We start from the raw sequence: 19645 nt of genomic DNA on the forward strand, positions 1-19645 counted from the left end.
TTGCGCGGGTCTCTTAAACACACCCACACCCCCACACCCCCCTACGTGGGGTTCCCCCCGGGCGCGCCCGCGGCGGCCGCCCCCCCCCCCGACGCGGTGCCCGTCAGTTCCGGTACCGGAACAGGATTCGGCCCCTGGTGAGGTCGTAGGGGCTCAGTTCCACCAGCACGCGATCCTCCGGCACGATCTTGATGTAGTTCTTCCGGATCTTGCCGCTGATGTGCGCGAGCACCTGATGGCCGTTGTGCAGGCGCACCGTGAAGGTGGCATTGCGCAGGCAGTCCACCACGATGCCCTCGATCTCGATGCCCTTGCTCTTGTTCGGATTCGTCATCGCAGCACCAGTTCCAGGTTGCTGCTCACCGGTCGCGCGCCGAGGCCTTCGAGCAGGGCGGTGGCGGCGAGATTGGACTCCTTGACCTCGGCCGAAGCGGTGCCGACACCGCGGTCGTGCAGGACGCCCAGGGTGTGCGCCAGCAGCGCGCGGGCGATGCCGCGGCGGTGCCGATCCGCCCGGACCGCCAGCAAACCGAGGCGTGGCACGCGGCTGACCTCCACCACGCGCAACAGACCCACGTATCGATCGGACTCCGCGGCCGCCACGTATTTCGACGGATCCACGATGGTGTCGCCGGGCCCGCCGAGGTTTTCGACGGGCATCTCCTGCCAGCCGACACTCGCCCCCACCTCGTCGCGGATCACGCGGTCCACCGCACGCAGCGGACCTTCCGCGGCTCGACCGGCGGGGACGATCGTGACTCCCGGTGGTGGTTGCACGTCGTGCAGTCCGGTGGTCCGGGGATCGGTGGGTAGGAGGTACTCCCATTCGCGTCGGCGCGTCACGAAACCGGCTCGCTGCCAACGCGACAGCAGGTCGGTGTCGTGCTCGTCGACGACGGTGTGCAGGGGTCTGCGCAGGGTGGGAAGCATGGCGGCCGCGATCCGGTCGAAGACCGCGTCGTGCCAGGCGTCGATGCTGACGAACAGGCGTCCGTCGGGTCGGGTGGAGAGCTCGCCGTCGCCGACCACTCGATCGTGGTCCACGGCCTGCCAATGGGTCAGTGCGACCCGGGTGACCTGCACGGCGGAATCATCCGCACGCGAGGTGAAAGCTGAAGTGTTCATTGTCGTCACCTTTCGGGATGCCTTGTCAGGCAGGCGCTCCCGGCGACGATCGAATCGCGCGCCTACCCGTGACGACGAGAGGGAGCCCCAAACATCAGTGCTGTGTACATGGGTCTCACCTCCTCAGGTGGTGTCACGGTCGGTCAGCAGGCTAGCAGGACTGCCGGATCTCGCGACAATTGTTTTTTGACCAGGGGTTTCGCATGGCTAGCGTCGTCGATAGGCGACCCGAACCGGGGCGGCAGGCCATTTCGTGCCGGTCGCGCCCGGCGTGGGGCGGGGTGTGCCGGTGGTCAGCTCCAGCTCGAACCCCGCGAGCACCCGGCACAGGATGACCAGCATCTCCGCCTCGGCGAACGGTTTGCCCAGGCAGCGGTGGGTGCCCGCGCCGAAACCGATGAGCGAGTTCAGGTTCGCCTTGCCGTCCTCGCCGAGGAAGCGGTCCGGGGCGTAGCCGAAGGGGCAGTTGAGGCCGTCGGTCATCCGGTGGGTCTGCGCGGGTGCGGCCAGCACCAGAGTGCCCTCGGGAATCAGGTACTCGCCGACCTGGGTGTCGGCGGTGACGCGGCGGGCCAGCATCGGGGCGATCGAATGTTGGTTCTCGCTCTCCTTCATGCAGGCGGTCAGCACGGTCATCCGATCCACTGCGGCGCGATCCAGGCTGCCGTCCTTGACGATCCGGTCGGCCTCCTCGCGGGCCCGGGCCAGGGTTCCGGACTCCAGCAGCAGGTCGGTGAGGGTCCAGGCGAGCTGACCGGCGGTCGTCTCGTAGCCCGCCCACGCCAGTAGCAGCACCATGTTGACCAGGATGTCGTCCGGGACCGGGGTGCCGTCCTCGTAGCGCTGGGTGACCAACTGCTGCAGGAAGTCCGGTTCCGCGAGCGGTCGGGTGCGGCGGCGCTCGATCATGGCTCCCAGTGCAGACTTCAGCCGGACGGCGGCGCGCTGGCTGCGCACATTGCGCGGGGTCTTGACCCAGCGCGGGATGAAGGTCATGCCGTCGGAGAAATTGCGGAACTCGCGGTAGAAGTCGGCGCCCATCTCCTGGGCGACCTGCTCACCGAGGAAGCAGGTGGAGGCGATCCGGAAGACCAGCGGGCCGAATTCGGCGGTGAGGTCGAATTCGCCCTTCTCCCCGAGGGATTCGAGGAAGGCGTCGGTCACCGCCTCGATGGTCGGGATGAACCCGCTGATCTGGGCGCGTTGGAACAACGGGATCAGCACGCGCTGCTGCCGGCGGTACTCGGATTCGGAGGCGAGACTGTAGAACCCGGGTGAGAACATCTTCTCGAAGAATGGTGTCGCGCCCTGGGTGGAAAAATTCTTGCTGTGGAAGAAAACCCATGAATTCTCCGCCCCGAGCATCACCACCGTGTCATTGCCGAACACGCGCATGCGGAAGGTTTCCCCGTGTTCGTCCAGCCCGCGCTGAAATACTCGCTCCGGGTTCCGCATGAACTCGGGTCCGAGCCCGACCAGGGGCAGACCACCGGAAACCATGGGCGGCAAGGCATTCGCAACTGTCATGAATCAACGCTAGAAACCCCGCCCCCGAACCTCCATCCCCCCGCACCGCGCCCCGACCATCAGCACCGGTCACAGCCCCGGACCGAAATTCCGGTCCGGAAATCCCGCTGATCACCGATTGACGACCCCCGCCACCGACTGGCAATGTCGCAGTCGACGAACGGATTCGAGAAGGGGTCATCGATGCCGAGAAACGTCGAATCAGCGGTCGCCGCCGGGGCGAGCAAAATCTCCACACTGCTCGGCCCGCGCATGATGCGCCGCCTCGCCCGCTTCAACAAGCGAGTCACCAACCCGATCCAACTACAGTGGGCGACCCGCATCGCCAACTACAGCGTCCTCGAACACGTGGGCCGCAAGTCCGGCAAGCACTACCGCACGCCCGTCATGGTGTTCGTGGACAACGACCGCATGTCGGTACTCGTCAACTACGGCACGAACTCCGACTGGGTCCGCAATATCCGCGCCGCCGGTTCCGCCGGAGTCATCCACCGCCGCAAGCACTACCGCTGGGTCGACGTCCAACTGGTACCCACCGATTCCGCCAACCTCCCCGAAACCGTCCGAGCAACCGGCACTCCCGACCACCACGCCCTGACCGGCACCCTGACACCGGTACATGGACCCCACGCCTGAGATCCGCACGACCGGCGGGCTGGTGCAAGGCCGCCGCGACCACACCCTCTCGGTCTTCCGGGGCATCCCTTACGCCGAGCCCCCATTCGGACCGCAACGCTTCCGCGCACCCCTGCCCGCTCGACCGTGGAAGGGCGTCCACAACGCCCTGGCCTTCGGCCCCGCTGTGCCACAAAGGTCGCACCCCGGCGCGGTCATGACCGCCGAGTCCGGCTGCGCCGCTGACGGTTCCGACAATTGCCTGACCCTCAACATCTGGTCACCGGACCTCACCGCCTCGCTGCCGGTGATGGTATGGATCCACGGGGGCGCATACCTCGAGGGCTCCGCCGCGAACCCGCACTACGACGGTGCCGCACTCGCTCGATGCGGTGTGGTGATGGTGAGCCTCAACTACCGCACGGGCGTCGAGGGATTCGCCCACATCGCCGGAGCACCCGACAACCGCGGCATCCTCGACCAGATCGCCGCCCTACGCTGGGTACGCGACAATATCGCCGCATTCGGCGGCGACCCCCGCACCGTCACGGTATTCGGACAATCCGCCGGCGCGGGCTGCATCGCAGCCCAACTCGCCATGCCCATGGCACAGGGCCTGTTTCGGCGCGCGATCCTCCAAAGCCTGCCCGGAACGTACTTCACTCCCGAACTGGCCGCCACGATCTCGACAACCATCGCGGCCGAGCTGGGTGTTCGCGCCACCCTCGACGACCTGTCCCCCAGTCCCCCGCGCACACTCCTCGACGCGACCTACGCGGTCATCGACCGCATGCCCGGCCTCGTCGATTCCTGGGGCCCCATGGCCCTGACCCCAACCCCGTTCTCCCCCATCGTCGACGGCAGCCTGCTTCCCCAATCTCCTTGGCGCGCACTCGAGAACGGTGCGGCCCGGGAAATCGACCTCCTGGTAGGCCACACCCGAGACGAATACCGCCTCATCGCCACCCATTTCGGCCTCGACATCACAGAGGCGCTGGTGACCCGCACCCTCCACGAGCTCGCGCCCACTCCCCACGGTGCGGCCTCCTACCGCACCGACCACCCCGCCCTCTCTCCCGCTGAACTCCACGAACTCGTCCACGCCGACTGGCTCTTCCGTATGCCCACCCTCCATCTGGCAGAAGCCCACCACCCGTCCCCCACCTGGCTCTACGAACTCACCTGGTCCTTCAACGAATCCGAGGGTGCCTCCCACAGCCTGGACTTCCTCCTGCTCTTCGACACCCTCACTCCTGCCGACATTCGCAATCACCCCACAGCCCATCCCACCGCCCTCGCGGAACTTCCCCGTATCTCCCACGAAATCCGCACCGCCTGGACAACATTCGCCGCCACCGGCACACCCGGCTGGGCGCCCTACACCCCCGACCAGGCGCTCACTCGCATCTACTCCGCGACCCCCACCACCGCCCCCTACCCCGAATCCTGCTCCCGCCGGATCTGGCAAACCCACCCCTTCGACGTCCTCCCCCTCTCGGATTCAGGACCAGGGTGTACTCATGGTGGCGATCCGGACAAAATTCCGCGCTGATTACACCTTGATCTTGGTCGGGGAGTTCTCGGGTCGGCGCGGCGTGGGCTGTGACGGGGGCGGGAGTTGCGGCGATAACCTGAGCGAAAGGTGGCGGTCAGAGCGTGGGATGGAGGGCTGTGGTGGGAATCGGAATGGGTGCGCGGGGAGTGCGGGTGGTGCCGGTTGCCGCAGTGATTGTGGCGTTGGCTGCTGGGTGTTCGGGTGGGGCGAGTTCGAGTGGTGGCGCGGGTACGCAGGCGGGTGGGACGAGTGCGGGGCCGGTGACCACGGTGCCTGGTCCGACGGGGACACAGGCGAATTCGAGTTCGGTCGCGCCTACTACGACTGTGCCCGTCGGGGTTTCGGGGTGTAAGACGGCGGAGTTGGGGGTGGCGCTCGGGCGGGGAGATGGGGCGGCGGGGAGTACTTATGTGCCGATTGTGTTTACCAATAATGGGTCTCGGGCTTGCTCGTTGACCGGGTATCCGGGGGTGTCCTATACGCAAGGGGCTAATGGGGAGCCGGTGGGGCCTGCGGCGACGCGGGAGGCATTCGAGGGGAATGACGGGGGTGTGGCGGTGGTGATCGCGGCCGGTGGGCGGGCGGCGGCTACGTTGCGGACGGTCAATGATGTGGGGGTTTATCCGGCGGATACGTGCGGTCCGGTGGCGGTTGCGGGGTTGCGGATTTATCCGCCGGACAATACCGAGTCGGTGTTCATTCCGATGGCGCGCCAAACCTGCACCAAGATAGGCATTTTGACGATTCGGGCGGTAGCGGCCTACAACGGGTGACGGCGGCGTTATTCGGCTGCGGCGCGGATGATTTCGGCTACGGCGGCCGGCTGGGAGACGTAGATGGCGTGGCTGCCGGGGGTTTCGTGGACCTTGGCGCCGATGCGTTCGGCCATGGACTGCTGGGCGGCCGGGGGGATCATGCGGTCCTCGGTGACGTGCAGGTACCAGCTGGGCTTGACGCGCCAGGCCGCCTCGCTGATGGTGCCTGCCAAAGCCTCGACACCCCAGGGCACTTGGGAGTCGGCGAGGAATGCGCCGTCGGCGGGTGAAAGGTCCCCGGCGAAGGAGGCGTGGAACTTGGCGCGGTCGAGGAAGAGGTAGCCGTCGACGGGCGGCAGGATGGGCGGCTGGGGACCGTCCTGCGGGAAGGTGGCGAGCAGGCTGTTCACCGATTCACCCTGGTCGGGGGCGAAGGCGGTGATGTAGACGAGGGCGGTCACCGACTCGTGCCGGCCTGCCTCGGTGATGACCGCCCCACCGTAGGAGTGGCCGACCAGGACCACGGGGCCGTCGATCTCGTCGAGGATGGCCTGGGTGGTCGCGGCGTCGTCGGCCAGCGACTTGGTGGCGTTCTGCACAATGCGGACCCGGAAGCCGTCGCGGGTCAACTCGTCGTAGACGGCTCGCCAGCCGGAACCGTCCACGAATCCGCCGTGGACGAGGACGACGGTCTTATCGGTTGCGGGCATGTCATGCTCCTTCGAGTCTGCGCTGGTCGGACACCAATGAACCTAGACACGCTGCCCGCGTACGTAATCCGTCAGATGACGTATGTGAGGCCCGCTGCGCGGGGTCAGTCTTCGCCGGTCTGCTGCCGCAACGCATCGCGGAGCGCGCCCCGGCGGGTGATTCCGAGTTTGTGGAAGACACGCTGCAGATGCGTGGACACCGTTCGCGCCGAGACGAACAGTTGCGCACCGATCTGCTTGTTGGTCAGTCCGATGGCCGCCAAGTCGGCGACGGCACGCTCCTGCGCGGTCAGTGGGGACGCGCCGGGACCGGTCGCTGACCCGCCTGCGGCACGCAGTTCGGCCTGTGTGCGCCGCGACCAGGGCTCGGCCTTCAAGTCGGCGAAAACCGTTGCTGCCGAAGACAGATGAGCCCTCGCAGCCACGGTCGCACGGTCACGTCGGAGTTGTTCGCCGTAGAGGAGTTCGATGCGAGCCCGGTCGAAGATCCACCGCTCGGTGCCGGGCGTGGTCAGCGCCGTATCGAACAGCGCGGCGCTCTCCTCGGGATGGGCGAGTGCCCGAGCGGCCTTGGTGATCATCGCCAGGCGCGGCGAGAATTCCTCCAGTGCAGCAGCTTCGGCTGCGGCGGCATGTGCCCGCGCCTCGGTGAGCCGTCCGCTGCGCGCCGCCGCCTCGGTGAGGTCGAGCACCGTCCACAGCGCCTGCGGGGTGTGGCGCAGGAAGGTTCCGGGCGGGTTGATGGACGCGGCATGCCGGTAGGCGTCGGCGAACGCGGAGGTCGCCAGGGCGTGCGCGCACCGGATATGAGAGGCGTAGTGAGCCAGCGCCAGCAGATTGCGCGGTGCGGCGAACATCAGCAACTGCTCGCTGATCCGCTCCATCGTCTCGATATCACCGCGCGCGGCCGCGACCATGCCGCGCAGGAACTTCCCGGGCCCGGCAGTGGTCAGATAGCCGAGGTCGTCGCACAACCCCAAACCCTCGCCGGTCACCTCGAGCAGGTGATCCCAACGGCCACAGAAGTAGTCGTCGTTCCCGATCAGGAACAGCGCGTCGATCCCCCGCGCCACCGCACCCCCGGCCCGCCCGTCCTCGATCACCCGCTGCAGCGGTTCCCGCACCCGCCAGATCCGATCCAGGTACGCCCCAGCCGTCGCGACCCGCACAATATGCACGGGATCGGCGGAGAACCGCAGCTCCTCCAACGCGGAGTCCAGATCCCCCAGCACCTTCGGCCCGGCATGCACCGGGTCCACGAACGGTCCGCTCAGCAGCGACAGCGTATCCATCGGTTCCGGCATCAACGTTTCCATCGCGGCCGTGATCGCAGGCCACAACTCCGCCCGCCCGCTGTAGAACCCGATGTAGAGCAGCGTATGCAACGCCTCCACCACCGTCTCCGGATCATCCTGCGCCGCATCGCCGCTGTGCAGGGCCGCCAGCAGCAGGCGGCTGGCGGTCGCGACATCGCCTTCGGCATTGAGCAATTGGAAGGCGGCGGCCAATGCGACCGCAAGCGAGTGGCCTCCGCTAGCGGATTCCGATGCGGCACGCAGCAATCGGCCGGTGTCGGAGAGGTCGCCGGTGAGCAGTGAACCCAGATACGCCGCTCGCGCGGTCCTACGCGCCCGATCGGCGACGGCCGGGGAGAGCTCGGCGGCGCGCAGCATGGTCGCGGCCGCGCGGACGCTGTCGCCGTCGTGCAGCATCCGCCGCGACACCGCTTCCAGCAGGCCCGCCACGTCCTCGTCGACATCGATCGCGGCCTGCCCCAGATGCCAGCCCCGACGCTGCGGCGACCGCGCGAACATGTCGGCCAACAGCAGATGAGCGGCCCGCCGCTCCTCGCTCGTCGACAACTCCACCACGGCCGACCGGATGAGAGGATGCCGGAACTCGAGCCGCCCCGTACCCGGATTGACACGCACCACCCCCGCCCGCTCCGCGGGTGCCAACCCGTCGGCACCGACCGGGCCGTGTGTCCATTCGATCGAGCCGGGTTCCGAGCCCGCGAGGACGATGAGGAGGAGGGTGCGGCGGGTGGGTTCGGGGAGGGCTTCGATGCGGGCGGTGAAGAGGCGTTGCAGGCGGCGGGTGAGAGGGAGGACTTCGGGGAGACGGCTACCGGGGCCGTGAGTTTCGAGGGCGATGGGCAGTTCCAGCAGGGCGAGGGGGTTGCCGCGGGCGTCGGCACGCAGGCGGCGACGGACGGTGTCGGGGAGGGCGGGGAATTGGGATTCCAGGAGTTGTTCGGCGCTGCGGTCGTCGAGGGCCGCGACCTCGTGCACGCGGAATCCGCTGCGGGTGAAGGCATCACCGGATTCGGAGCGTACCGCCGCCAGCAGTCGGATGTTCGCACCGTCCAGGCGGCGGAGCGCGAAGATGAGCGCCATGCTGCTGGAGAGGTCCAGCCATTGCACATCGTCCATGACCAGCAGCACCCCGGTGCCCTGCGCGCGAGCCCAGATCCGTAGCAGCGCAAGCGTTGCCGCGCCCGCCAGCAGCGTCGGCGGCAGGTGGCCCGAGGCCGATCCCATGATCACCCGCATGGCCGTGCGCTGGGGTGCATCGAGCTCGTCGACGAGCCCCGCCATCGGTTGCAGCAGTTGATTGAGTGCCCCGAATTGCAGGTCGGCCTCGAATTCCAGAGCGGCGGCGCGTAATACGCGCTGCCCCTGCCGGTGCGCGGTCTCCGCCGCCGCATCCAGCAACGCGGTTTTGCCGACCCCCGCCTCACCGCTCACCACCAGAACGGTCTCCGCGTCACCCGCGAGAAACGCGGAAATCATCTCGACCTCGACCACACGCCCGAACAGCATCCGCCACCGCATCCGTACCGACCCACATCCTCGAGCATCATTCTCACCACGCCGCGAAACCCGATGCGCCCGAAATGCCGAACCTGCCCGGCAGAGACGCCCGCCACTACCCGGCAGAGACGCCCGCCACTCCATGCCCGACACGCGTGGATGTGACGTTCATCCAGTTCAGCAACGGTATACCAATTGGTATATTGGAAATGTTTGCTGGGCGGGCCCGGACATCCCGTCCACTCTCGATCGGCCCTGGCTGGACTACCTGGAGGGACGATGAATCACTTTCGAACGATGGTTGCCGGCGCGCTCGCGGGCGCGGCCCTGAGCCTGCCCGCGGCCGCCTTGGGCGCGGGCATCGCGGCGGCGGATACGACGCCCGACGCGTCACAGTGCCAAACCGGCCAGCGGACTCCCACCGCCGACCCGTTCACCTACGACTCCTGCATTCACGACGAATGGGGCAATCTCCGCCAGTGCCCACCATTCACCGTGGTGGCCCAAGCCCCGGACGGCGACGTCCGCTGCATCCCGCAGTAATCCGACCGCTCACCGAACCCGAAACACATAGCGCCACTGGAGGATCCGGGCGTGAAGATGGCACGTCCCGATCGAATCGATGTGGTATACCGATTTTCGGGTCGGCATAACCGGTGCCGGTGGCATTCACCAAGGGGGATTTGGTGCGGCTTTCACGGCGAAATGTCCTAGGGATCTTTGCGCTTTCGGCTGCCGCGGGCTTCGGCGGCCCCCTCGCGGCCGCCCGGCCGCCCGCCCCGGACCTAGTGGCAGGGCTCGGCGACGATTTCCTGTGGGGTGTGGCCATGTCCGGGTTCCAATGCGAGGGCCATACACCCGACAGCAATCAACGCCGCTATTTCACCCGGTTGTCCGAGGAGCTGCGACAGCACCCCGACTGCACGGACTTCTACACCCCGATACCCCGCCGACATCGCCCTTGCCGCCGGTCTCGGCGTCGGCGTGTTCCGGCTCAGTATCGAGTGGGCGCGGCTGCAGCCCACGCCCGGCGAGTGGTCCGAGGACGGTTTCGCCTTCTACGACGCGGTCCTCGACACCCTGACCGCCAACGGGATTCGCCCGATGCTCGTCCTCGACCAATGGGTGTATCCCGGCTGGGTCGCCGATCGCGGTGGCTGGCGCAATCCGGCGATCGTGGACGACTGGCTGGCCAATGCGCACCGCGTCGTCGACCGCTACGCCGATCGCGACCCGCTCTGGATCACCTTCGTCGAGCCGGAGAACTACATCAAGTACGAATGGCGCGACGGCGACCTGCCGACCCTCGAGATCCCGGCCATGGGACAACGAATCGCCCAGGCGCACAACACGATCTACGACCATATTCACCGGGTGCAGCCGACGGCCATGGTGTCGGTGACCATCCCGTTCCTGGCGGGCGCGGCCGAACCGATCATGAACCTCCCGATCACCGACCCGGTCGCCGAACGCCTGGACTACATCGGTATCAGCCACTACTACACCCCGACCGTGCAGGATCTCGCGCGCAATCCGTTCGATCTGGCTCAGCCCGGGTCATGGTCGGTGCAGCCCGAGGACTTCTACTACGCGCTGGCCTTCTACGCGCGCCGCTATCCGGGCAAGCCGCTGTTCGTCGCGGAGGCCGGGCTCTACGACATCGACGGCAAGGCCCGCAGCGACGGCTACGACCGCGCCGATCACCTACGCGATGTCGTCTATTGGGTACAGCGGGCGCGCGCCGACGGCATCGACGTCCTGGGCTTCAACTACTGGAGCCTCACCGACTCCTACGAATGGGGCACGTACGCAATGCGTTTCGGCCTCTACACCGTCGATGTCCGCACGGATCCGACGCTGACCCGGCGGCCCACGCCGGTCGTGGACGCCTACCGCGCGATCATTCGCGCGTCCGGGGTATCCGCGGACTATCGGCCCACCCGCGCGCCGCTGTCTTGCTCGCTACTCGACACTCCCGGCAGCTGTACCGATCCGGTGACCGTGCCGCACTAGCGCCTAATTCGGGGTGAGTTCGGAGACCAGGCGACTGCCGGTGAGTTTGTAGTCCTCGCCGACGAGTTCGTACATGCTGACGAAGCCGTCGAGGTCGTCGCTATCGTGGTCGCCGCGCACGATCCAGAAGTGCGGGATGCCGAGCATCGAGTAGACCCGCAGTTTGTCGATGGCCTCGCCGACCTGCACGGGCTGCCACACCGCTTCGACGACCGCGAACAGCGCCGCGGGAGCATGCGTGGTGCTGTGTTTGCCGGGGCGATGGCCCGGCTGGAAGACCACGCCGTCGGCCACGAAGTTGTGCTGCCCGATATCGCCGCGCGCGAATCCGCTGTCGGCGATGTATTGGTCGCCCGCTATTTCATAACCGTGCCCGCGCCAGAAATCGAGCACCTGGAACACGATCCGGGAATACCAGAACGTGACGGGCATGAGGCTGAGCTCCAATCGGCCGGATCGCAATTCCCAGGCCCAGCCGCGCGGAACCGCCGGCAGGGTGTCGAATTCGGCCCGCGTGCGCACGCCGCTACGAGGCAGGTCCAACTGATAAATAACCGACTCCCTCCACGGTCCGATGCCAACAAGACTGGAACACCCTAACCTCACTTCCCCTCCCGTGAGACCTCCACCAGCACCTTTACCGCTCAGCCGGGCGATTCGGACAGAAAGGACATGGAACACGCAGGCTCGCGCAACGCCCCCTTCTCGGATCCATTCGCATTGGACAAGCCTGCTCGTCACGGCGGGGGCTCCACGGGACAGCTACGGCAGGCCGCGCGGCAAGGAGTGCGACCGGCGTCACAACGGCGATTCTGGCGCCAAAATCGGCTGGCGCGCTGACCGGCAGCACGATAGCGTCGAAGCGTCCAGAGGGGGAAGCCGGAGCTGTCCGCGGATATGGTTGCAGCGCAATATCTTTCGCTGCGATCGCGACGGAACTACGTCGACGTAGAGCACGTCGAGGATGTTCAGGGGATTCATCCACGGCAAACCTCTGGGTGGGGTCGAATTACGGGAGGGACAATGAGGGCTCGAATCATTTCTGCAGCGGTGACGCTTTGGATCGCGCTCGCCGGAACGGTGCTGGCAGCAGGCAATGCGGCAGCAGCCGACTGCTCGACATTGGAAGCCAGGATCACCGCTTTTAATGCCGAGTCGGCAAAGTACAACGGCGAGGTCAATGCACTCAACGCCAAGGGCGGAGGCCCCAGTTGGCAAGTCGCACAATATGACGCATGGAAGGCTCGCCTACAGACGACCAGTGCTCAACTTACCGCCGAGAAGACGGAGTGCGAGGGCGCGTCGAAACCAAAGACCAAACAGGAGTACGCAACTCAGGCAACTAGCCTCGGCTATACTCAGCGGATATCACCGCAGCGAGCACCGTTCGATTCACACGGCGAGGATGCCTTTTCCAACGGCACCAACTACATTACTCCAGACAATACGAGCCACAATGTCACGAACGGATGGAAGATGTTCGATAGGCGCGGCAACAGAACCGGCACATATTCCTGGGATCTGAAGACGCGGATCGGGGCCTGAGGTGGGAAGTTTCGACATCGACTTCACTGGTGAGCACTCCGAGCGGGACAGTTCGCTGGCAGTGGGCATCATCAGGCTGCGCGACATGGAGGAGCGCTTCCATGCTCCGATCGGGTTCTGGACGATCGAGGACTATCGCCGCAGTTGGGACGTCGCACTGCGCAAAGTAATCGATGATGCCGGCATCTCCTGCCTGGTCACGTCGATGCTGGATCCAGCCACGGCCAACTTCATCCAGGTCTGGCCGTTGTATCGAGACGGTGCCACGGTGCATGTTCAAAATCGGCTGATCTTCCTCGCGGAGGAACCCTCGTTCGATGCGACGGCCCCCTGGGATTGCCTGGGACCCCGCTCTACCGTCAACGAGGACGGAGACCACATCTCGGAGTGGTCGGTCAGCACGGCAGACGTCGAACACTTTCTCATCCAAAGCGATTCGTAACCGACGATGTGAACCTCCGCAGCGCCAGCAAAGTCCCAGAGATCAAACCAAGTGAGCGACCGCTCACCAGATTGAGCGATAGCCGACAGATTGCCATGTGCGCCCGGCGGTTACATCAAACCCCTTGTTACACATACCAACTCGGATAGCCCCGAGGTGACCAGTCACACAGCGGCGAAACGGCCATTCCGGTTGAATGGCCGTTTCGCGGTCCGTAAAGTTACTCATCAGTTAGGCACGATGGTGTTCCTACCTCGGCCCGACATTCTGCTAGGGGGCTAGCAATAACCGTCCGCATCCACCGACGCATGTCGGACGAACTCCGTTGGGTACCAACAGGTTCGTTATTAAGGAGGGGACGATGGTTTCGTACATCGTCACGGGCGGCACCGGTTTTCTGGGCCGCCGCGTCGTCGCGGCACTGCTGGAGCGCGACAAGGAAGCCGTTGTCCACGCACTGACCCGCGAGGCGTCGGTGGCCAAGCTGCGCGAGATGGCCGACGGCTGGGGAGCCGGGGACCGCGTGTTCCCGCTCGTCGGCGATCTCGCCGCACCGGGACTGGGTCTGGCCGGCGGGTACGCCGAGGCCCCGCAGGCCGATCATGTGATTCATCTGGGCGCGGTCTACGACATGACCGCCGACGAGGACGTCACCTACGCCGCCAATGTGGCGGGCACCGGCGCGGTCATCGACCTGGCGCTCGAGCTCGGCGCGGTGCTGCACCACGTGTCGTCGGTCGCGGTCGCGGGTGACCACAAGGGCAAGTTCTTCGAGGACGACTTCGATCTGGGCCAGGGCCTGCACTCGCCCTACCACCGCACCAAGTTCGAGGCCGAGAAGATGGTGCGCGAAGCCGCGGGCCTGCGCTGGCGGGTGTACCGACCGGCCATCGTGGTCGGCGATTCCCGCACCGGCGAGATGGACAAGATCGACGGTCCGTACTACTTCTTCCCGGCCATCGCCGGGCTGGCGGCGCTGCCGTCGGAGCTGCCCATGCCGATCCCGGACCTGGGCGCCACCAATGTGGTCCCGGTGAACTTCGTGGTCGACGCCATGGTCGAACTGATCAACCGGCCGGGCCTGATCGGGCGGACCTTCCACCTGACCAACCCGACGCCGCAGCCGTTCGCCGAGATCTACAACGCGCTGGCCCGCGCGGCCGGCGCGCCGACCGCGATCGGCACCGTGCCGGGCTCACACACCGCGCTGCACGCCCTGGGCGGGCTGCCGGGCGTGCCCGCGGTGCGGGATTTCCTGTTGGAGCGCTTCGGAATTCCGGCCGAGGTGGCCCCGCACACCTCGTTCGAGTCGAACTTCGTCTCCGAGTCGACGCAGGCGCAGTTGCGCGGCACCGGCATCGAGGTGCCGCCCTTCGCTGACTATGCCGACACCCTGTGGAAGTACTGGCAGGCCAATCTCGACCCCGATCGCGCCCGACGCAACGAGGGTGAACAGCTCGAAGGCCGCGTAGTGCTGATCACCGGCGCCTCCACCGGCATCGGCTTGGCCACCGCGCACGCCGTGGCCCGCCGCGGCGCGACCGTGCTCATGGTGGCCCGCACCGAGGAAGATATCGAGGCCGCCGCCGCCCAGGTGCGCGCGGAAAGCGGTGCGGCACAGGCGTACGTCTGCGACATCACCGACGAGAAGTCGGTCGAGCTGCTGGTCAAGCAGGCGCTCGCCGATCACGACCATGTCGACTACGTGGTCAACAACGCGGGCCGTTCGATCCGGCGTTCGGTGCTCAACTCCACCGACCGCATGCACGATTTCGAGCGGACCATGGCGGTCAACTACTTCGGTGCCGTCCGGCTGATCCTGGCGCTGCTGCCGTCCATGCGGGAGCGTCGCTTCGGGCATTTCGTGAACATCTCCTCGATCGCCGTGCAAACCAAGGTGCCGCGTTTCGCGGCGTACGTGGCCAGCAAGTCGGCGCTGGACAACTTCAGCGAGATCGCCGCGGTCGAGAACGCCGATGCCGGAATCACGTTCACCTCGGTGCGCATGCCGCTGGTGCGCACCGCCATGATCGCGCCGACGGATCTCTACAAGTCGATCCCGGTGCACAGCACCGAGCAGGCCGCCGACATCGTGGTCCGGGCGCTCGAACACCGCCCGAGCCGCATCGACACCCCCATCGGCACCTTCGCCCAGCTCGTCGACACCGTCATGCCGTCGGTGAAGCGGGCCATCCTGCACCAAGGCTTCCGGATGTTCGGCGAATCCAAGGCCGCGCGCACCGAACCCAAGACCGCGGTCACCACCGAAACCGGTGTCACCGAAACCAGTGCCGCCGAGACTGATTCGGCCAAGCCGCAATCGCGCAGCCCGTTGCTCGCGCTGGCCCCGATCGTGCAGCCCCTGATGGGCCTGCCCGCCCCGGCCGCGCGCATCACCAACCGGATCCCCGGCCTGCACTGGTAATCCCCTCCCCCGCACCACAACTCACTACAACGCAGTTCGGCCCGGCGTGCGACAGCACGCCGGGCCGAACCCTTCGGTCGTAGCTGTCGCGAAAATTCACTGCAACGATTGATGCACTTCAGCTATCGTCTATCTGTTCGATTCAGCATTGACTCGACAGGGGGCGGAGTGAGCCACAAACAAGGAGTGCGCTTCGAGCTTGCGCCTGACCCGGATCAGACGCTCTTGATGGGGCGTCATGCGGGCCTGTCACGGGTGGTGGAGAACTTTTGCCTCGAAATCGTGCAGAAGAAGTGGGCGCAACGCCAAGCCGAGCAAACGTACGGATTCACCGGCGAGGATCTGACCAAGGCGCCCTGGACCGCACCTGAGCTCGAAAAAGAATGGCGCGCTGCCCATCCCACAAGGTTCCCATGGTTCGGTGCCGGCAAGTTGTCGTCGCGGGTGCCAAAGGAGGCATGTCGGGTACGCGCGACCGGCTTCGCCACCTTTCTCAAATCCAGAACCGGGAACCGCAAGGGCGCGCCCGTAGGATTCCCGAGGTGGCGCAAACGCAAGCACGGCAGCCGATTCCGTTACGACGGTGACCGCGCGAAACCGGTCGATACCCGAGCCGTGTGGTTGCCCGGCATCGGCGCGGTGACCACTCGGGAAGATTTGTCATGGCTCACCGTCCGGTTGAGCGTCAGCACTGCCCGAATTCTCGGTGCCACCGTCCGGGAGCACGCCGGGCGATGGTGGGTGTCCTTCCAGCTCGAAATCGACCGCGATGACCTCAACCTCCGCCGCGCTGTGCCCCAGGACGCTCCACAGACAGGAATCGACCTGGGGCTCACGACTTTTGCGACGCTACGCGACGACAACGGCGCCATCCAGGAAATCCATGCACCCAAGCCCTTGGCGCGGGCACAACGGTCATTGGCGCGAGCGAACCGAAAACTCGCGCGCTGTCAGCCGGAGTCGAAAAATTGGCACAAAGCAAGAATCAAGCTCGCCCGGGTGCATCTGCGAGTGGCCAACCGACGCAACGATTTTCTACACAAGACCACCACGAGGCTGACGAGAACCAAGTCGGCCATCGCGGTGGAAACATTGAACGTCAAGGGAATGCAGGCCAATCGTCGCCTGGCGCGGGCCGTCGCGGATGCCGGATTCCGTGAGTTCGTGCGGCAACTCGACTACAAGGCGGCCTGGTACGGCTCGCAAGTGTGGAAAGCTGATCGCTGGTTCGCGTCTTCCAAGACATGCGGCGACTGCCTGACCATCAATCGGGCCCTGAGCCTCGGCGATCGCAGCTGGCAATGTCCAGGCTGTGGGGTAATCCACGAGCGTGATCGTAATGCCGCCGGAAACCTGCTCGCGGCGATGCTCGCCGACACCGAGTTTCAGCAAACAGTACTCGCCGGGAAGTTGCCCGGAGAGGCTAAACGCCTCGTGGAGGCCATGTGAGACCACACTTCTCCGGAAGTCGGCTGTGGCCAATGAAGCAGGAAGGATTTCAGCGAGGGAATCACCTGGAGTCCATCTCAACGGTTTCGGATGTGTCCGTACTGGGCTGCACGAGAAGTCCGAGGAACAGCGCGCGAACCAGTAAGCTTCTACCCAATAGTCGAATTCGGCCCGGCATGGAACATGCATACCGGGCCGAACCCTTCGGTATCCACTAGGCCGAGGTGGGACAGAGGCGCCAAGTGCCATGACATCTGACGCCCCACGACCTGGGATACCAGGACCGCCCTGGGGCTTCGGATTGTGCCCGCCGAAACCGCTCGAGGGTTGGGCCCTTGCCCCTCCCCGGATCAGAGGTGGTCGGCGGCGAAGTTCGCCGCATCCACCAGGTCGCTGCCGTAGGCCACGTGGGCATTGGCATCGACGCCGGAGCCGCACACCGGATCGCCTCCGGTGCACCAGTCTCCGGTGCGGCCGAGGAACTGGCCGGGGACCGTCCAGCCGAGGCCGCGCACGGGATCACCGAAGAGCAGTACCGCCGCGACCCGACCGCCGAGCCAGTCGGGCAGTTGCACGCGGCCCGGGTACCAGGACACCGCGCCGGTGCCGAGCGCGGCCTGCACGACCGCCGCGCCCTGCGAGTAGCCGACCAGGACGAACTGCTGGCCCGGGCAGGCGGCGGCCTGGGCGACCATGTGCCCCACCAGATCCGCGGTGCCCGCGCCGACATTGAAGCTGTAATCGGCGGGATAGTTCACGCGGTAGGCGGTGGTCGAGAGGGGTAACCGGTCCTGCAGCATGCCGTATAGGGGATCGCCTATCTCGTCGCCGAGCCAGCCGGGTTCGCCTGTGCCCCTTGCCACTACCACGTCCACGGCGGCGCATCCGTCCGCGTGGGCCGTCGATGGTGGAATGAACACCGTCGCCGCGATGGTCACCATCGCCGCGAGACCCCATGCCGTACGCCATTTTCCAGGCAGCAGTACCTTCCGGTCGCCCATTGTCCTCACCTCACGTCGTTGTGAGAAGCCCGGTGACTCTTGTCATTGACTAGAGAACGATCACCGGGCTATGTGACCCAAGGTAGGAACGGACGAATCGGGCGGCAACGAATTCTACTGGAGAGTCACCTAATTGGTACCCAACCGTTTCATCATGAAACTTGTTATCTACGTGCTATTTTGGGGCTACGAAATGGCATCGGACGGGATTCGAACCACACCGCGAACGCCGCGCAAAATGGAACCAGTTCTCATAGTGTGTTGGTATGGAACGACTTACCGGGCTCGACGCGAGCTTCCTCTATCTCGAAACAGACACCCAGCTGCTGCACGTCTGCGCAATGCTGATACTCGACCCCGCCGCCGAGGGGGTGAGTTACGAGCACGAAGCCTTCAAGGCCGAACTCGGGCGGCGACTGCACCTCATTCCTGCCATGACGCGGCGGCTGCACAGCGTGCCGCTCAACCTCGATCATCCGGTGTGGGTGCGGGATTCGAACTTCGATCTCGACTACCACATCCGGCGGCTGGCCCTGCCCAGCGGAGCCGGGGACGCGGGGCTGGCCGAATTGGCCGCTGACATCGCCGGACGCCCGCTCGACCGGAGCAAGCCGCTGTGGGAGATGTGGGTCATCGAAGGCCTGCCGTACGGCAAGGTCGCGGTGGTGTCCAAGTACCACCACGCCATCGTGGACGGCATCACCGGCACCAACATGATGATGCACCTGTGCGATATGCAGCCCGGGGTCTCCTACACCCCGCCCGCACTCGAAATCGGTACGGACGAACCGGAACCCAATGATCTTCAACTGGCCGGTGAGGCACTGCTGAAGCTGCCGGGCCGACTCGGAATGGTCGGCATGGTGCCCAAGACCGTCGGCATTCTGGGCGGTCTGGTGCAGCGCCGGCGCGAGAACGGCAGCCGCGGCATGGCTTTGCCGTTCACCGCGCCGCGCACCCCGTTCAATCGAGCTATCACCCCGCATCGCGCCATTTCCTTCGTGCAGACCGAGCTGTCGGATATCAAGGAGATAAAGACCGCCTTCGGCGTGAAGGTCAACGACGTGGTGCTGGCCGTGGTCGGCGGGGCGCTGCGCAGCTACCTCGAACTGCACGACGAACTGCCCGAAACCTCACTGGTGGCCTCGGTTCCGGTATCCACGCACGAGACCTCGCGCCACGAGGAGGGCACCAACAAGGTGTCGACCATCTTCGCGCGCCTCTACACCGATATCGAGAATCCGGTCGCCCGCATGCAGGCCATCGCCGAGGACAATCGCGGCGCCAAGGAGGAACACCACCTCATCGGCGCCGACTTCCTGCAGGATTGGGCACAGTACGCGCCGCCCAACACCTTCCAGCTGGCCGCGCGGGCGTACTCCTCGCTCAAGCTGGCCGAACATCACCCGGTGGTGCACAACCTGGTGGTGTCGAACGTGCCGGGACCCAACTTCCCCATGTATTTCCTGGGAGTGCGGGTGGCCTCGATGTATCCGTTCGGGCCGGTGTTCCACGGCGCGGGCCTGACCGCCACCGTCATCTCCAACAACGGCCACCTGGACTTCGGCTTCATCGCCTGCCGGGAACTGGTGCCCGATGTGGGCGCGATCGCCGACGCCGTCCCCGAGGTGATCACCGAACTGCTCAAGGCCGCACGCGAAAAGGCCTGA

Annotated in this window: 17 protein-coding genes; 10 read left to right on the top strand and 7 right to left on the bottom strand. The window is 65.9% G+C overall.

What is annotated here, in order from left to right:
• Nucleotides 1-103: 103 nt before the first annotated feature.
• From infA to ACFXHA_RS41375, 3 genes are all read right to left on the bottom strand, one after another.
• The gene (gene infA, locus ACFXHA_RS41365; RefSeq protein WP_379366193.1) at nt 104-334 is read right to left on the bottom strand and encodes a translation initiation factor IF-1; all 231 of its coding nucleotides are present in this window, start codon (nt 332-334) and stop codon (nt 104-106) included.
• A complete protein-coding gene (locus tag ACFXHA_RS41370; protein WP_379366195.1) occupies nt 331-1125 on the bottom strand; it encodes a GNAT family N-acetyltransferase in 795 nt (264 codons plus the stop codon). The genes infA and ACFXHA_RS41370 overlap by 4 nt, the downstream gene beginning before the upstream one ends.
• A 207-nt stretch (nt 1126-1332) precedes the next feature.
• Complete coding sequence (locus ACFXHA_RS41375; protein WP_379366196.1) at nt 1333-2652, bottom strand: cytochrome P450; 1320 nt, start codon at nt 2650-2652, stop codon at nt 1333-1335.
• Between the two features lie 183 nt (nt 2653-2835).
• Between ACFXHA_RS41375 and ACFXHA_RS41380 the strand changes: the two genes are divergently transcribed.
• The 3 genes from ACFXHA_RS41380 (at nt 2836) to ACFXHA_RS41390 (ending at nt 5595) form a co-directional block, all read left to right on the top strand.
• Nucleotides 2836-3288 carry a nitroreductase family deazaflavin-dependent oxidoreductase gene (locus ACFXHA_RS41380; RefSeq protein WP_379366198.1) on the top strand — a complete coding sequence of 151 codons (453 nt, stop codon included), beginning with the start codon at nt 2836-2838 and terminating at the stop codon, nt 3286-3288.
• Nucleotides 3272-4819, top strand: coding sequence for a carboxylesterase/lipase family protein (locus tag ACFXHA_RS41385; RefSeq protein WP_379366200.1), 1548 nt, complete (start codon nt 3272-3274; stop codon nt 4817-4819). Before ACFXHA_RS41380 ends, ACFXHA_RS41385 begins: the two co-directional genes overlap by 17 nt.
• Nucleotides 4820-4953: 134 nt before the next feature.
• Complete coding sequence (locus tag ACFXHA_RS41390) at nt 4954-5595, top strand: DUF4232 domain-containing protein (RefSeq protein WP_379366312.1); 642 nt, start codon at nt 4954-4956, stop codon at nt 5593-5595.
• An 8-nt stretch (nt 5596-5603) separates the two neighbouring features.
• Here the strand turns inward: ACFXHA_RS41390 and ACFXHA_RS41395 are convergent, their stop codons facing one another.
• Both ACFXHA_RS41395 and ACFXHA_RS41400 read right to left on the bottom strand, forming a co-directional pair.
• Nucleotides 5604-6287 (bottom strand): alpha/beta fold hydrolase, encoded by a 684-nt coding sequence (locus ACFXHA_RS41395; protein WP_379366202.1) that lies wholly within the window; start codon nt 6285-6287, stop codon nt 5604-5606.
• 104 nt (nt 6288-6391) lie between these two features.
• On the bottom strand, nt 6392-9109 hold the full coding sequence (locus ACFXHA_RS41400) for an AAA family ATPase (protein WP_379366204.1): 2718 nt from the start codon (nt 9107-9109) through the stop codon (nt 6392-6394).
• Between the two features lie 270 nt (nt 9110-9379).
• Here ACFXHA_RS41400 and ACFXHA_RS41405 point away from each other — a divergent pair, with 270 nt between their 5' ends.
• Together ACFXHA_RS41405 and ACFXHA_RS41410 are read left to right on the top strand one after the other, a co-directional pair.
• The gene (locus ACFXHA_RS41405; RefSeq protein WP_379366205.1) at nt 9380-9643 is read left to right on the top strand and encodes a hypothetical protein; all 264 of its coding nucleotides are present in this window, start codon (nt 9380-9382) and stop codon (nt 9641-9643) included.
• Between the two features lie 441 nt (nt 9644-10084).
• Nucleotides 10085-11113, top strand: coding sequence for a family 1 glycosylhydrolase (locus ACFXHA_RS41410; protein ID WP_379366207.1), 1029 nt, complete (start codon nt 10085-10087; stop codon nt 11111-11113).
• Nucleotides 11114-11116: 3 nt separating this feature from the next.
• Here ACFXHA_RS41410 and ACFXHA_RS41415 read toward each other — a convergent pair whose 3' ends face one another.
• Nucleotides 11117-11635, bottom strand: coding sequence for a Uma2 family endonuclease (locus ACFXHA_RS41415; RefSeq protein WP_379366209.1), 519 nt, complete (start codon nt 11633-11635; stop codon nt 11117-11119).
• A gap of 501 nt (nt 11636-12136) precedes the next feature.
• Here ACFXHA_RS41415 and ACFXHA_RS41420 point away from each other — a divergent pair.
• The 4 genes from ACFXHA_RS41420 to ACFXHA_RS41435 all read left to right on the top strand — a co-directional run bounded on the left by ACFXHA_RS41420 (nt 12137) and on the right by ACFXHA_RS41435 (nt 16974).
• Entirely contained in the window at nt 12137-12658 is a 522-nt protein-coding gene (locus ACFXHA_RS41420; RefSeq protein ID WP_379366211.1) for a hypothetical protein, read from the top strand.
• 1 nt (nt 12659) lies between these two features.
• A complete protein-coding gene (locus ACFXHA_RS41425) occupies nt 12660-13100 on the top strand; it encodes a hypothetical protein (RefSeq protein ID WP_379366213.1) in 441 nt (146 codons plus the stop codon).
• 361 nt (nt 13101-13461) lie between these two features.
• Nucleotides 13462-15525, top strand: coding sequence for an SDR family oxidoreductase (locus ACFXHA_RS41430; protein WP_379366215.1), 2064 nt, complete (start codon nt 13462-13464; stop codon nt 15523-15525).
• A 168-nt stretch (nt 15526-15693) separates the two neighbouring features.
• Nucleotides 15694-16974 carry an RNA-guided endonuclease InsQ/TnpB family protein gene (locus ACFXHA_RS41435; RefSeq protein WP_379366216.1) on the top strand — a complete coding sequence of 427 codons (1281 nt, stop codon included), beginning with the start codon at nt 15694-15696 and terminating at the stop codon, nt 16972-16974.
• Nucleotides 16975-17324: 350 nt separating this feature from the next.
• On the opposite strand, the gene ACFXHA_RS41440 is transcribed toward ACFXHA_RS41435, so the two are convergent.
• The gene (locus ACFXHA_RS41440; RefSeq protein ID WP_379366218.1) at nt 17325-17975 is read right to left on the bottom strand and encodes a cutinase family protein; all 651 of its coding nucleotides are present in this window, start codon (nt 17973-17975) and stop codon (nt 17325-17327) included.
• 266 nt (nt 17976-18241) lie between these two features.
• Between ACFXHA_RS41440 and ACFXHA_RS41445 the strand changes: the two genes are divergently transcribed.
• Entirely contained in the window at nt 18242-19645 is a 1404-nt protein-coding gene (locus ACFXHA_RS41445; protein ID WP_379366220.1) for a wax ester/triacylglycerol synthase family O-acyltransferase, read from the top strand.

The organism is Nocardia sp. NPDC059240 (assembly GCF_042753865.1).
In the GTDB taxonomy this organism is placed as follows: Bacteria; Actinomycetota; Actinomycetes; order Mycobacteriales; family Mycobacteriaceae; genus Nocardia.

Excerpts from the sequence above, each read along its gene's own strand:
- ACFXHA_RS41375 (WP_379366196.1), bottom strand. The coding sequence starts at position 2,652 with ATGACAGTTGCGAATGCCTTGCCGCCCATGGTTTCCGGTGGTCTGCCC.
- ACFXHA_RS41430 (WP_379366215.1), top strand. The coding sequence starts at position 13,462 with ATGGTTTCGTACATCGTCACGGGCGGCACCGGTTTTCTGGGCCGCCGC.
- ACFXHA_RS41385 (WP_379366200.1), top strand. The coding sequence starts at position 3,272 with ATGGACCCCACGCCTGAGATCCGCACGACCGGCGGGCTGGTGCAAGGC.
- ACFXHA_RS41400 (WP_379366204.1), bottom strand. The coding sequence starts at position 9,109 with ATGCTGTTCGGGCGTGTGGTCGAGGTCGAGATGATTTCCGCGTTTCTC.
- ACFXHA_RS41440 (WP_379366218.1), bottom strand. The coding sequence starts at position 17,975 with ATGGGCGACCGGAAGGTACTGCTGCCTGGAAAATGGCGTACGGCATGG.
- ACFXHA_RS41380 (WP_379366198.1), top strand. The coding sequence starts at position 2,836 with ATGCCGAGAAACGTCGAATCAGCGGTCGCCGCCGGGGCGAGCAAAATC.
- ACFXHA_RS41445 (WP_379366220.1), top strand. The coding sequence starts at position 18,242 with ATGGAACGACTTACCGGGCTCGACGCGAGCTTCCTCTATCTCGAAACA.
- ACFXHA_RS41370 (WP_379366195.1), bottom strand. The coding sequence starts at position 1,125 with ATGAACACTTCAGCTTTCACCTCGCGTGCGGATGATTCCGCCGTGCAG.
- ACFXHA_RS41420 (WP_379366211.1), top strand. The coding sequence starts at position 12,137 with ATGAGGGCTCGAATCATTTCTGCAGCGGTGACGCTTTGGATCGCGCTC.
- ACFXHA_RS41405 (WP_379366205.1), top strand. The coding sequence starts at position 9,380 with ATGAATCACTTTCGAACGATGGTTGCCGGCGCGCTCGCGGGCGCGGCC.
- infA (WP_379366193.1), bottom strand. The coding sequence starts at position 334 with ATGACGAATCCGAACAAGAGCAAGGGCATCGAGATCGAGGGCATCGTG.
- ACFXHA_RS41390 (WP_379366312.1), top strand. The coding sequence starts at position 4,954 with ATGGGTGCGCGGGGAGTGCGGGTGGTGCCGGTTGCCGCAGTGATTGTG.
- ACFXHA_RS41395 (WP_379366202.1), bottom strand. The coding sequence starts at position 6,287 with ATGCCCGCAACCGATAAGACCGTCGTCCTCGTCCACGGCGGATTCGTG.